The 12,300-nt window shown below is 63.5% G+C and carries 14 protein-coding genes; 8 read left to right on the top strand and 6 right to left on the bottom strand.

Going from position 1 to position 12,300, the window contains the following annotated elements:
- A complete protein-coding gene (locus RIN61_RS10365) occupies positions 1-1,356 on the bottom strand; it encodes a M16 family metallopeptidase (protein WP_112249696.1) in 1,356 nt (451 codons plus the stop codon).
- A gap of 230 nt (positions 1,357-1,586) precedes the next feature.
- On the opposite strand from RIN61_RS10365, the gene ftsY reads away from it, so the two are divergent.
- From ftsY to rpoH, 4 genes are all read left to right on the top strand, one after another.
- On the top strand, positions 1,587-3,095 hold the full coding sequence (gene ftsY / locus RIN61_RS10360) for a signal recognition particle-docking protein FtsY (protein ID WP_112249694.1): 1,509 nt from the start codon (positions 1,587-1,589) through the stop codon (positions 3,093-3,095).
- Between the two features lie 2 nt (positions 3,096-3,097).
- On the top strand, positions 3,098-3,769 hold the full coding sequence (gene ftsE, locus RIN61_RS10355) for a cell division ATP-binding protein FtsE (RefSeq protein WP_013974630.1): 672 nt from the start codon (positions 3,098-3,100) through the stop codon (positions 3,767-3,769).
- Positions 3,766-4,788: a permease-like cell division protein FtsX gene (gene ftsX / locus RIN61_RS10350; protein WP_013974629.1), complete on the top strand. Its 1,023-nt coding sequence runs from the start codon at positions 3,766-3,768 to the stop codon at positions 4,786-4,788. Before ftsE ends, ftsX begins: the two co-directional genes overlap by 4 nt.
- A gap of 111 nt (positions 4,789-4,899) precedes the next feature.
- Positions 4,900-5,754, top strand: a complete 855-nt coding sequence (rpoH, locus tag RIN61_RS10345; protein WP_003249083.1) for an RNA polymerase sigma factor RpoH — start codon at positions 4,900-4,902, stop codon at positions 5,752-5,754.
- A gap of 179 nt (positions 5,755-5,933) precedes the next feature.
- Here the strand turns inward: rpoH and mtgA are convergent, their stop codons facing one another.
- Positions 5,934-6,644 carry a monofunctional biosynthetic peptidoglycan transglycosylase gene (mtgA, locus tag RIN61_RS10340; protein WP_112249692.1) on the bottom strand — a complete coding sequence of 237 codons (711 nt, stop codon included), beginning with the start codon at positions 6,642-6,644 and terminating at the stop codon, positions 5,934-5,936.
- Between the two features lie 64 nt (positions 6,645-6,708).
- Here mtgA and RIN61_RS10335 point away from each other — a divergent pair, with 64 nt between their 5' ends.
- The 4 genes from RIN61_RS10335 to trmB all read left to right on the top strand — a co-directional run bounded on the left by RIN61_RS10335 (position 6,709) and on the right by trmB (position 8,963).
- On the top strand, positions 6,709-7,080 hold the full coding sequence (locus RIN61_RS10335) for a DUF423 domain-containing protein (protein ID WP_112249690.1): 372 nt from the start codon (positions 6,709-6,711) through the stop codon (positions 7,078-7,080).
- A 102-nt stretch (positions 7,081-7,182) separates the two neighbouring features.
- Entirely contained in the window at positions 7,183-7,383 is a 201-nt protein-coding gene (gene thiS, locus RIN61_RS10330; RefSeq protein ID WP_003257817.1) for a sulfur carrier protein ThiS, read from the top strand.
- A 53-nt stretch (positions 7,384-7,436) separates the two neighbouring features.
- Entirely contained in the window at positions 7,437-8,231 is a 795-nt protein-coding gene (locus tag RIN61_RS10325) for a thiazole synthase (RefSeq protein WP_013974625.1), read from the top strand.
- Between the two features lie 9 nt (positions 8,232-8,240).
- The gene (gene trmB / locus RIN61_RS10320) at positions 8,241-8,963 is read left to right on the top strand and encodes a tRNA (guanosine(46)-N7)-methyltransferase TrmB (RefSeq protein WP_013974624.1); all 723 of its coding nucleotides are present in this window, start codon (positions 8,241-8,243) and stop codon (positions 8,961-8,963) included.
- A gap of 799 nt (positions 8,964-9,762) precedes the next feature.
- Here the strand turns inward: trmB and RIN61_RS10315 are convergent.
- The 4 genes from RIN61_RS10315 to RIN61_RS10300 are packed head-to-tail and all read right to left on the bottom strand — an operon-like array spanning position 9,763 to position 12,298.
- Positions 9,763-10,089: a DUF3392 domain-containing protein gene (locus RIN61_RS10315; RefSeq protein WP_003257821.1), complete on the bottom strand. Its 327-nt coding sequence runs from the start codon at positions 10,087-10,089 to the stop codon at positions 9,763-9,765.
- A gap of 9 nt (positions 10,090-10,098) precedes the next feature.
- On the bottom strand, positions 10,099-11,274 hold the full coding sequence (gene hemW / locus RIN61_RS10310; RefSeq protein WP_112249688.1) for a radical SAM family heme chaperone HemW: 1,176 nt from the start codon (positions 11,272-11,274) through the stop codon (positions 10,099-10,101).
- Complete coding sequence (rdgB, locus tag RIN61_RS10305; protein WP_046613545.1) at positions 11,271-11,867, bottom strand: RdgB/HAM1 family non-canonical purine NTP pyrophosphatase; 597 nt, start codon at positions 11,865-11,867, stop codon at positions 11,271-11,273. The genes hemW and rdgB overlap by 4 nt, the downstream gene beginning before the upstream one ends.
- Positions 11,864-12,298, bottom strand: coding sequence for a DUF4426 domain-containing protein (locus tag RIN61_RS10300; RefSeq protein ID WP_025340971.1), 435 nt, complete (start codon positions 12,296-12,298; stop codon positions 11,864-11,866). Before RIN61_RS10300 ends, rdgB begins: the two co-directional genes overlap by 4 nt.
- Positions 12,299-12,300: the final 2 nt, after the last annotated feature.

The following is a 12,300-nucleotide window of genomic DNA, read 5'->3' as shown; positions in this document are numbered from 1 at the left end:
TCACTCATGAGCGGACTCCTCGGGCAGTACATGGGCAACGCTCAGGCGTTCGCGAGTGAAGTAGGTGCGCGCGGCGTTCTGGATGTCCTGCGGGGTGATGCGCTTGAGCTCGTCCAGCTCACTGTCGATCAGTTTCCAGGACAGGCCGACGGTTTCCAGCTGGCCGATGGTGGTGGCCTGGCTGCTGATGGAGTCGCGGTCGTAGACCAGGCCGGCTATGACCTGGGCGCGTACGCGCTCCAGCTCTTCGGCGCTGGGTGGGGTGGTCTTGAGTTCGTCCAGCAATTGCCAGACGCCTTTTTCGACATCGGCGAGGGTCTTCTGCTTCTGCACGTTCGGCGTGGCCGAGATCAGGAACAGGCTGTCGCCGCGGGTGAAGGCGTTGTAGCTGGACGAGGCACCGGCCACCAACTCCTGGCCACGCTCCAGGCGTGCCGGCATACGGGCGCTGTAGCCGCCGTCGAGCAGTGCCGAGATCAGGCGCAGGGCATGCACCGTACGCGGGTCCTTGGCGGTGGACAGGCCAGGTACGTTGAAACCGTAGATCAGGCTCGGTAACTGGGTGCGCACGTGCAGGGTCAGCTGGCGCTGGCCTGGTTCGGCCAGTTCGAGGGGCAACTTGGCCGGCGGCACGGCACGCTTGGGGATGCTGCCGAAGTACTTCTGCGCCAGGCCCTTGACCTCTTCGGCGGTGACATCGCCGACCACCACCAGGGTGGCATTGTTGGGGGCGTACCAGGATTCGTACCAGTGGCGCAGTTCCTCGACCTTCATGCGCTCCAGGTCGGCCATCCAGCCGATGGTCGGGGTGTGGTAGCCGCTGGCGGGGTAGGCCATGGCGCGGAACAGCTCGAATGCCTTGGCGTTGGGCTGGTCGTCGGTGCGCAGGCGGCGTTCTTCCTTGATCACCTCGATTTCGCGGCTGAACTCGTCGGCAGGCAGGCGCAGGCTGGCCAGGCGGTCGGCCTCCAGCTCCAGGGCAACCGGCAGGCGGTCGCGGGCCAGCACCTGGTAATAGGCGGTGTAGTCGTCGCTGGTGAAGGCGTTTTCTTCGGCGCCGATGTCACGCAGGATGCGCGAGGCCTCGCCGGGGCCGACCTTGGCGCTGCCCTTGAACATCATGTGTTCCAGCGCGTGGGACAGGCCGGTCTGGCCCGGGGTTTCGTAGCTGGAGCCGACCTTGTACCAGATCTGCGAGACCACTACCGGGGCGCGATGGTCCTCGCGCACGACCACTTTCAGGCCGTTGTCGAGGATGAATTCGTGGGTGGGTTGCACATCGGCGGCGAAAGCCGCGAGCGGCAGGCAGAGCGTGCCGAGCAACAGGCCAGCGGCGCGGCGGGCTAGAGCATTCATACGGTGTTTAACCTGTTCGGCGGCCCGCTGGTTTAGCGTCGGCGGGCCAGGAGGTGCTAGGATACTGATCCGGTTGCCTGGCGACCATGCCTGTCGCCGTTCTGGCCTGCAGGACACTAAGACAAAACGTTGCGCATGAACCAGCCGGCTTCAAGATAGTCTGTTCTGCGTAGAGAGAATTCCCGATGCGCCATAGCTGGCCCATCGCTACCCTGAGATAGCCGTCTTCCATGTTTGGTTCCAACGACGACAAAAAAGCGCCGGCCGAGGCTGGCGAAAAGAAAGGCCTGTTCAGCTGGTTTCGCAAGAAGCCGCAGCAACCTGTGGGAGCGGGCGAGCCCGCGAAGGAAGCCCCTGCCGTCGAGCAACCTGTAGCCGCTCCGGTCGAGGAGACTACCGCCGAAGCGCCACAGGCCCCTGCGGCCCCAGAGCTGACCGAACCGCAGCAGGTCGCCGCACCGGTGCAGTCCCCGTTGGTCGAGGCCCCTGTTCCCGAGCCGGTTGCTTCCCAACCGTTGCAGGCCCCTGAACCCGAGCCGGTTGCGTCTCAGCCGCTGGTAGCACCTGCATCGCAGCCGGTCGCGTCCATGCCTTTGCAGGCAGCCCCGGTCGAACCAGCCCCTGTCGAGGCGGCCCCGGTCGTCGAGCCGGCCCTGCCGGTCAGCAGCCTGGTGCTGCCGGTTGCCGAGGAGCCCGTGGCCCTGGTGCCGGATCTGGAGCCGAAAGCGCCACCCGCGATCCCGGAGCGACCAGCACCAGCGCCAGCTGCCCCCGAGGCTGAAGCCCCGATCGCCGCGCCGGCCGAGCAAGCCAAACCCGGCTTCTTCGCCCGCCTCAAGCAGGGCCTGTCGAAGACCAGCGCCAGCATCGGCGAGGGCATGGCCAGCCTGTTCCTGGGCAAGAAGGTCATCGATGACGACCTGCTCGACGAAATCGAAACCCGCCTGCTGACTGCCGACGTTGGTGTGGAAGCCACTTCCACCATCGTTCAGAACCTGACCCAGAAGGTTGCCCGCAAGCAGCTGGCCGACGCCGATGCCCTGTACAAGTCGCTGCAGGAAGAACTGGCTGCGCTGCTGCGCCCGGTCGAGCAGCCGCTTGTGGTACAGGCGCAGAACAAGCCCTACGTGATCCTGGTGGTCGGTGTGAACGGCGCCGGCAAGACCACTACCATCGGCAAACTGGCCAAGAAGCTGCAGCTCGAAGGCAAGAAAGTGATGCTGGCTGCTGGCGACACCTTCCGTGCCGCTGCGGTCGAACAGCTGCAGGTGTGGGGCGAGCGTAACCAGATCCCGGTGATCGCCCAGCACACCGGCGCCGACTCCGCTTCGGTGATCTTCGATGCCGTACAGGCCGCCAAGGCCCGCGGCGTCGATGTGCTGATCGCCGACACCGCTGGCCGCCTGCACACCAAAGACAACCTGATGGAAGAGCTGAAGAAGGTCCGCCGGGTCATCGGCAAGCTCGATGCCGAAGCGCCGCACGAGGTGCTGCTGGTGCTGGACGCCGGCACCGGCCAGAACGCCATCAGCCAGGCCAAGTACTTCAACCAGAGCGTCGAACTGACCGGCCTGGCCCTGACCAAGCTGGATGGCACTGCCAAGGGCGGGGTGATCTTCGCCCTGGCCAAGCAGTTCAAGCTGCCGATCCGCTTCATCGGTGTCGGTGAAGGCATCGACGACCTGCGTACTTTCGAAGCCGAGCCGTTCGTCAAGGCTCTGTTCGCCGAGCGAGACTGAACATGATCCGATTCGAACAGGTTGCCAAGCGCTATCCCAATGGTCATGTGGGTTTGCATGAGCTGAGTTTCCGGGCGCGCCGGGGCGAATTCCTGTTCGTCACCGGCCACTCGGGCGCGGGCAAGAGCACCTTGCTGCGCCTGCTGCTGGCCATGGAGCGCCCGACCAGCGGCAAGTTGATGCTGGCCGGGCAGGACCTGGGCCAGATCAGCAACTCGCAGATCCCGTTCCTGCGCCGGCAGATCGGCGTGGTGTTCCAGAACCACCAGTTGTTGTTCGACCGCACGGTGTTCAACAACATTGCCTTGCCACTGCAGATTCTCGGCCTGTCCAAGGCCGAGGTCGCCAAGCGCGTGGACTCGGCGCTGGAGCGAGTGTCGCTGGCCGACAAGGGCGAGCTGTTCCCGGCCGACCTGTCCACCGGGCAGCAACAGCGGGTGGGTATCGCCCGCGCCATCGTCCACCAGCCAGCCCTGCTGCTGGCCGACGAACCCACCGGTAACCTCGACCCGCGCCTGGCCGCAGAGATCATGGGGGTATTCGAGGATATCAACCGCCTGGGTACCACGGTATTGATCGCCAGCCACGACCTGGCACTGATTGCGCGCATGCGCCACCGCATGCTGACCTTGCAGCGCGGCCGCTTGATCGGCGATGGGGAGGCCGGGCAATGAGCACTACACGTACGCCGAAAGTTTCCGAGCGGGTTGCGCCGAAACCGGCCGACCCGCAACCGGCGAAGAAAAAGCACGACGACGATGATGGCCCGGATTTCCGCACGCTGCTGCATGCCTGGCTGGAAAGCCACCGCGCCAGTATGGCCGACAGCCTGCGCCGGCTGGGCAAGCAGCCGATCGGCAGCTTCTTCACCTGCCTGGTAATGGCTGTGGCACTGAGCATGCCCATGGGCCTGTCGTTGTTGCTGAAGAACGTCGAGAAGCTTGGCGGCTCGTGGCAGCGCGCCGCGCAGATTTCTCTGTACCTCAAGCTCGATGCAGGCAGCCGTGAAGGCGAGGCGCTGCGCGACGAGATCAAGGGCATGCCCGGCGTGGCCGACGCGCAGTATGTCAGCCGCGAGCAGGCGCTGGAGGAGTTCCAGCAGCAGTCCGGCCTGGGCGAAGCGCTGCGTGAACTGCCTGACAACCCGCTGCCTGGCGTGGTGGTGGTGACCCCTACCGAAGTCGACAAACCGGCCCTGGAAGCCTTGCGTCAGCGCCTGTCGGAGCTGCCGCGGGTGGAAGTGGCGCAACTTGATCTGGTATGGGTCGAGCGCTTGGCGGCCATCCTCAAGCTGGGTGACCGCTTCGTCTTCGGCCTGGCCGTAATGCTGATTTCTGCCCTGCTGTTAGTAATCGGTAACACAATTCGTCTACACATTGAAAACCGCCGTACCGAGATCGAAGTGATCAAGCTGGTCGGTGGCACGGACGCCTACGTACGCCGGCCTTTCCTGTACATGGGTGCCCTGTATGGCCTGGGTGCAGGGGTGATCGCATGGGGCATCCTGGCGTTTGGCCTGAACTGGCTGAACGAGGCGGTGGTAGGGCTTTCCGGGTTGTACGGTAGCGACTTCGCCCTGGGCGGGGTGCCGGCGTCCGATGGTCTGTCGCTCTTGATCGGAGCGGTGCTGTTGGGGTATATCGGTGCATGGATCGCAGTGGCCCGCCACCTGAACGAGCTGGCACCGCGATAGTTTTTACGTGCCAGCATTGACAAGTTCTTCACTATGGAACTTGTACCGTCGTTCCAGGTCAATGTTGGCAGCGCCCACAAGGCGTGAGTTCTGTAAGTCGGAGGTTCTTGAATGACCACATCGTTGCAACCTGCCTATGCCCTGGTACCCGGTGCAAACCTGGAAGCCTACGTGCACACGGTCAACAGCATCCCGCTGCTGACTGTCGAGCAGGAGCGTGATCTGGGCGAGCGTCTCTATTATGAGCAGGATGTCGAGGCCGCTCGTCAAATGGTGATGGCCCACCTGCGTTTCGTCGTACATATCGCTCGTAGCTATGCCGGCTACGGGCTGGCCCAGGCCGACCTGATCCAGGAAGGCAACGTCGGGTTGATGAAAGCCGTCAAGCGCTTCAACCCGGAAATGGGCGTGCGCCTGGTTTCGTTCGCCGTGCACTGGATCAAGGCAGAGATCCACGAGTTCATCCTGCGCAACTGGCGCATCGTCAAGGTGGCCACCACCAAGGCCCAGCGCAAGCTGTTCTTCAACCTGCGCAGCCAGAAGAAGCGTCTGGCCTGGCTGAACAACGACGAAGTGCACCGCGTGGCGGAAAGCCTTGGCGTGGAGCCGCGTGAAGTGCGCGAGATGGAAAGCCGCCTCAGCGGCCAGGACATGGCCTTCGATCCGGCAGCGGAAGCTGACGATGACAGTGCCTTCCAGTCGCCTGCACATTACCTGGAAGACCACCGTTACGACCCGGCGGTGCAGCTGGAGGATGCAGACTGGAGCGACAACTCCACCAGCAACCTGCACGAAGCACTGCAAGGGCTGGACGAGCGTAGCCGCGATATTCTCTACCAGCGCTGGTTGGCGGAAGAGAAGGCCACGTTGCATGAGCTGGCGGACAAGTACAGCGTTTCGGCCGAGCGTATTCGCCAGCTGGAGAAGAATGCGATGAACAAGGTCAAGGCATTGATCGCTGCTTGATCAGGCCTTGGTTGCACAGAAAAGCCGCTGGCCCCTGATCGGGTGAGCGGCTTTTTTATTTGTATTGGATTTTCTGGCCTCTTCGCGGGTAAACCCGCTCCCACAGGTGCTGCACAAGTCTAAGGGGCAGTGCAGTACCTGTGGGAGCGGGTTTACCCGCGAAGAGGCCGGCACAGCATTCAAAGCTTTCGAGACGAGTCGAGCTGCATCAGGTAGCTGGGCCCACCCAACTGGCTCATCTGCCGGCGAATCCAGCCGGCCCGGCTGGCCACGTAGGCACTGGGCCGGCTGGCACTCCACTTGATCGGGCTCGGCAGCACCGCTGCCAGCTGCGCCGCCTGCTGGCGGCTAAGCCGGCTGGCATCGACGCCAAAGTGGTAGCGCGCTGCCGCCTGGGCGCCAAACACACCTTTGCCCCATTCGGCACTGTTCAGGTAGACCTCGAGAATCCGCTCCTTCGACCAGAACAACTCGATCAACGCGGTGAACCAGGCCTCCAGCCCTTTGCGGAACCAGCTGCGCCCGGACCACAGGAACAGGTTCTTGGCCACCTGCTGGGTCAGGGTGCTGGCACCGCGAATGCTGCCGCCACGCTCGTTATAGGCCAGCGCCGCCTGGATGGCCGGGATGTCGAAGCCCCAGTGGTTGGCGAACTTCTGGTCTTCGCCAGCGATAACTGCGACCTTGAGGTCGTCGGAGATGTTTTCCCACGGCTCCCAGTCGCGCTGCAGGTCGATCGGCTCGCCATTCACCCAGGACTGTACCTTGCGCTCGACCATCAGCGCCGTACCGGGTGGTGGCACCCAGCGGAACACCAGCACCAGCACGATGCTGCCGGCAGCGAACCAGAGCAGGGCGCGAGAGAGGCGGCGGAGAAGGGTTGGCAGCATGGCGATGGCTTGGCCGTACGGGTGGAAGGGGCCATTATACAGACCCGATCCAAGGAGTCGTCCCATGCTTCGCAGCTTCCTGATGCTTGCCGCCTTTTTCGGCTTCACCGGTGTCGCCCTGGGCGCTTTCGCCGCCCACGGCCTGAAAAGCCGGCTGACGGCCGACTACCTGGCAATCTTCCAGACCGGTGTGACCTACCAGTTGGTGCATGCCCTGGCGATTTTCGGCGTCGCCGTGCTCTCGGTGCACCTGCCAGGGCGCCTGGTCGGCTGGGCTGGTGGCCTGTTTGCCGTGGGGATAGTGCTGTTCTCCGGTAGCCTGTACCTGCTGACCCTCAGCGGCCTGGGCAAGCTGGGCATCATCACCCCTCTTGGTGGCCTGTGCTTCCTCGCCGGCTGGCTGTGCCTGGGCCTGGCAGCCTGGCGGCTCGGTTGACCGAGTGGTCCACAATCGCGACTAATGGCGTGCGGCGCCCTTGGGTTGCAGGGCGGTTCAGCGCTAGAATGCGGGCCCCAAAGAACAATGGTGGCCGTGCGCATGCGCATTCAACTGAACGGTGAACCTTACGAATTGCCTGCTGGCGAAAGCGTCGCGGCCCTGCTGGCCCGCCTGGAGCTGACCGGGCGCCGCGTCGCGGTGGAACTGAACCTGGATATCGTGCCGCGTAGCCAGCACGACAGCACGCTGTTGAACGACGGCGACCAGGTCGAGGTGGTTCACGCCATCGGTGGCGGCTGATTCCGGCCGGCGATTCACCTGCAAGCCCAGCAACCTTTTCCCGAGGAACAACCATGAGCAACGTTCGTAGCGACAAGCCCTTCACCCTGGCCGGGCGTACTTTCCAGTCGCGCCTGCTGGTCGGTACCGGCAAGTACCGTGACATGGAAGAAACCCGCCTGGCCATCGAAGCCTCGGGTGCCGAGATCGTCACCGTTGCCGTGCGCCGCACCAACATCGGCCAGAACCCGGGCGAGCCGAACCTGCTCGATGTGCTGCCGCCGGACCGCTACACCATCCTGCCGAACACCGCTGGCTGCTACGACGCGGTCGAAGCCGTGCGCACCTGCCGCCTGGCCCGCGAACTGCTGGATGGCCACAACCTGGTCAAGCTGGAAGTGCTGGCCGACCAGAAAACCCTGTTCCCCAATGTGATCGAAACCCTCAAGGCCGCCGAAGTGTTGGTCAAGGATGGTTTCGATGTGATGGTCTACACCAGCGACGATCCGATCATCGCCCGCCAGCTGGCCGAAGCCGGCTGCATCGCGGTCATGCCGCTGGCAGGCCTGATCGGTACCGGCCTGGGTATCTGCAACCCCTACAACCTGCAGATCATCCTGGAAGAGTCCAAGGTACCGGTGCTGGTCGATGCCGGCGTGGGTACCGCGTCCGACGCCACCATCGCCATGGAAATGGGCTGCGAAGCGGTGCTGATGAACTCGGCCATTGCCCACGCCCAGCAGCCAGTGCTGATGGCCGAGGCCATGAAGCACGCCATCGTTGCCGGTCGCATGGCCTACCTGGCCGGCCGTATGCCGAAGAAACTCTACGCCAGCGCCTCTTCGCCGCTGGATGGTCTGATCAAGTAAGAGCCCCTGATGACTGAATCGCACGATACGCCGATCACCCCCGACGGCGAAGCCCGCCCGCACCGCCGCATCAAGAGTTTCGTGATGCGCGCCGGGCGCATGACCGAAGGCCAGCAGCGTGGCCTGGAGCAGGGCGGCCCGCTGTACATCCTGCCGCTGGCCGACAGCCCGGTGGACTACGACCAGGTGTTCGGCCGTTCGGCGCCGCGTACCCTGGAGATCGGCTTCGGCATGGGCCATTCCCTGCTGGAAATGGCTGCTGCCGCGCCTGAGCAGGACTTCATCGGTGTGGAAGTGCACCGCCCGGGTGTCGGTGCGCTGCTCAACGGCGTTTTGACCCAAGGCCTGAAGAACCTGCGGGTCTATGACTGCGATGCCATCGAAGTGCTGAACCGCTGCGTGGCGGACAACAGCCTCGACCGCCTCATGCTGTTCTTCCCCGACCCATGGCACAAGGCGCGCCACCACAAGCGCCGCATCGTCCAGCTGGAGTTCGCCGAACTGGTACGGCGCAAGCTCAAGCCGGGTGGCGTGTTCCACATGGCTACCGACTGGGAGCCGTATGCCGAGTACATGCTGGAAGTGATGAGCGCTGCGCCGGGCTATCGCAACCGTGCTGCAGACGGTACCTACGTGCCACGCCCGGAAGAGCGCCCGATCACCAAGTTCGAACGCCGCGGCGAGCGGCTGGGGCATGGGGTTTGGGATTTGAAGTTCGAGAAGGTGGATTGACCGGCTGATACGGCCTTTTGATATGCCGATGCCTGCAGAAATGCAGGCGAAAAAAAACCGCCTTACGAAAGGCGGTTTTTTTTGGGAGCGACAGGACTGAGTATCCTTCGCTCTGAGGTTTCACAGAAAACCCTCACACAGTTGGCTGATCATAGGTAGCGTGGCGGGGGAACGTCAATGCTCAGAAATATCCGGCATCACGTGTGTCGGAGCGGTTAACAGTCTTGGGTGAGCATTCCAAGTATCATCGCGCTGCTCCTGTGTGAATGAAATCAGTGATGGGCCGGGTAGGAGAAGAATTCTGCTTTCCGGCCCCTTCGACACGGCCTGAGAACCGTGCCGGTGCACCTCTTCGAAGGGCCATTGACCTGGCCACTTCACAGAAGACTCTCACACAGTTTTCGAAGGCATCGAAGTACCGGTTAGATGCTGGAAGATTGGCCCGCCAACACGGAGGCCAAGGCATATGAAGCGTTTGCTTGATGCGCTGAGCCGCGTTTGGACGTTCATCCGGATCTTGACTGTGCTCAAGACCGTTCGGGACTTCATGCGCGACCACTTCGATGATGCCCGCTAAGGGTTAGTCAGGTGGTAGGGCTGCCCTGGTTCTCCGGGGCAGCTTTTGGAACCTATCTCTGTACTCGCCAGATTACGCGGCCCTTGTAGGAGCGGCCTTGTGTCGCGATGGGCCGCATAGCGGCCCCAGGATGTCAGCGGTGAGGCAGCAATTGATGGGGCCGCTTTGCAGCCCATCGCGACACAAGGCCGCTCCTACAAGGGTTCAGTGCAGGGCCGTGGCTCAGCCGCGACGATCCGCCACCACCCCGATCAGCACCAGTACTACCAGCAACACTGGCGCCAGCGCGTAGTTGTTGAACTGGCTCAGCCCTTTAACCACCCAAGGCGTTGCATAGATCAGCGCCGCGCCGCTACCGATCATCACCAGCAAGGCCATGAACGGTACGCGCAGGGCACCCGCCAGGCCGCCCAGGCGCTGTTCCACCCAGCCCTTGATATCGGTGCCGAACAGCACAAGCAGGCAGCCTACCAAGGCCAGTGAAATCTCCGACAGGTTGCTGCGGCTCCAGCGAGAAACCGTCGCGAGCAGATCAAGTACCAGATCCATGGGTCATCCTTAGGTCAAGAAATACTGCAGCAGGTCATTGAGGAACAACTGGCCCCTCGGCGTGGCCACCAGTCGATCCGGTTCGACCTGTAAAAGGCCTTTTTGTTCGGCCGCGCGGCGTGCCTCGCGCAGCTGTGCCAGCGGCAAACCGGTGCGTTGGGTGAACAGTTCTGCTTCCACCCCATCGGTCAGGCGCAGGGCGTTCATCAGGAACTCGAACGGCAGCTCGTCGACTGGCAGCAGCTTTTCGCCGGCCTTGAACGGCTTGGCAAGGTTCAGGTAGTCCTTGGGCAGGCGGGTCTTCCAGGTGCGCAGGATGCGCCCGTCGGCGAAGGTCAGCTTGCCGTGGGCACCAGCGCCAATGCCGATGAAGTCGCCAAAGCGCCAGTAGTTGAGATTGTGCTGTGCGGCGCGCCCGGCCTGGGCATAAGCCGAGACTTCGTACTGGCGGAAGCCGTGTTCGGCCATCAGTGCCTGGCCGGCCTCCTGGATATCCCAGAGGATGTCGTCCTCGGGCAGCTCGGGAGGCTGGTTCCAGAATACCGTGTTCGGCTCCACGGTCAGCTGGTACCACGACAGGTGCGTCGGCCCCAGGTCGATGGCCTGGCGCAGGTCGCCCAGCGCGTCGTCCAGCGACTGGTCGGGAAGGCCGTGCATCAGGTCCATGTTGAAGTTGTTGAAGCCGGCGGCGCGCGCCATGCCGGCGGCGCGGACTGCTTCATCACCGTTGTGGATACGCCCCAGCGCCTGCAGTTTGGCTGGCTGGAAACTCTGCACACCGATGGACAGGCGGTTGATGCCGGTTTGCCGGTAGGCCTTGAACTTGTCCTGCTCGAACGTACCCGGGTTGGCCTCCAGGGTGATTTCGATGTCCGGCGCAAACGGGATGCGTTGCTCCACGCCACGCAGCAATCGGCCAAGGGCGTCGGCACTGAACAGGCTGGGGGTACCGCCGCCGAAGAAGATCGAGCTGATCGGCCGGCCTTGCACTGCGGCCAGCTCCTGGTCGAGGTCGGTCAGCAGGGCGGCGACATAGGCATCTTCCGGCAGCTCAGGCCCGGCAGCGTGGGAGTTGAAGTCGCAGTAAGGACATTTGCGTACACACCACGGGATGTGGATGTACAGCGCCAGCGGCGGCAGGCTGGTAAAGCCCGTCGCGCCGGGGTTGGACAGCGTTTCGATCATGCCAGGCCCAGACGTTGGCGGAGCAGGGCCATGGCGCGGGCGCGGTGGCTGAGCTGGTTCTTGTCCACAGGGGCCAGGTCGGCGCTGGAGCAGTTGCGCTCCGGTACCCAGAACAGCGGGTCGTAGCCAAAGCCGTGTTCGCCACTTGCCTCGAACATGATGCGCCCGTGCCACAGGCCTTCGCACAAAATCGGCAGCGGGTCGTCGGCATGGCGCACCAGTGCCAGAACGCAGACGAACTGCGCACCGCGCTCGGCTTCAGGCACGTCTTTCAGCGCTTCGAGCAGCTTGGCGTTGTTCGCCGCGTCACCCTTGCCATCGGCATAGCGTGCCGAGTAGATGCCCGGCGCGCCGCCGAGGAAGTCCACCGCCAGGCCCGAATCGTCGGCCAGGGCCGGCAGGCCGGAAATGCGTGCGGCGTTGCGCGCCTTGAGGATGGCGTTCTCGACGAACGACAGGCCGGTTTCTTCCGGTTCGACCTGGCTGAACTCGCCGATCGAGCGCAGTTGCACGGACGCGCCGAGCATGGCCTGGAGTTCCTTGAGTTTGCCGGCGTTGTGGCTGGCCAATACGAGTTGCTGGAAATTCATCATTCGCCTGGGAAAACGTCCTGATTGAAGCTGAGGGAGTTGCTGATGCCGCCGGTTTCGATATTCAGGTCGAAGGTGACGGTTTCTGGCTGGTCGATCTTGAACTGGGCGATGTAGTACACCGCACCCTGTTCGGTGATCTGCTTGAACGAGAGCGGGCTGCTGCGCCCGGTCAGGTCCTTGACCGTGCCGCTGACCACCGCCGTGGCGGGCTTGTTGGCCTTGAGCACGGCGATGTTGAGTACGCCCTGGTTCTTGCTGCGTACCAGGCCGGTGGCTGCGGCCACTTCCGGTGTCAGCATGCTGGAAGTGAACGCGCTGTAGTGCACCGTCACGTCGCCAAACACTTCCTTGCGCTCGGGGCGGGCAGCATCGGCAGCCAGTACCGGCAGGGCCAGGCACAGGCTGATCAGGAACAGGGCTAGGCGACGCATGG

It is taken from the genome of Pseudomonas inefficax (genome assembly GCF_032164165.1).
Lineage (GTDB): Bacteria > Pseudomonadota > Gammaproteobacteria > Pseudomonadales > Pseudomonadaceae > Aquipseudomonas > Aquipseudomonas inefficax.
Note: the sequence above shows the minus strand (reverse complement) of the source record. Positions and strands in the feature narration are given on the sequence as shown.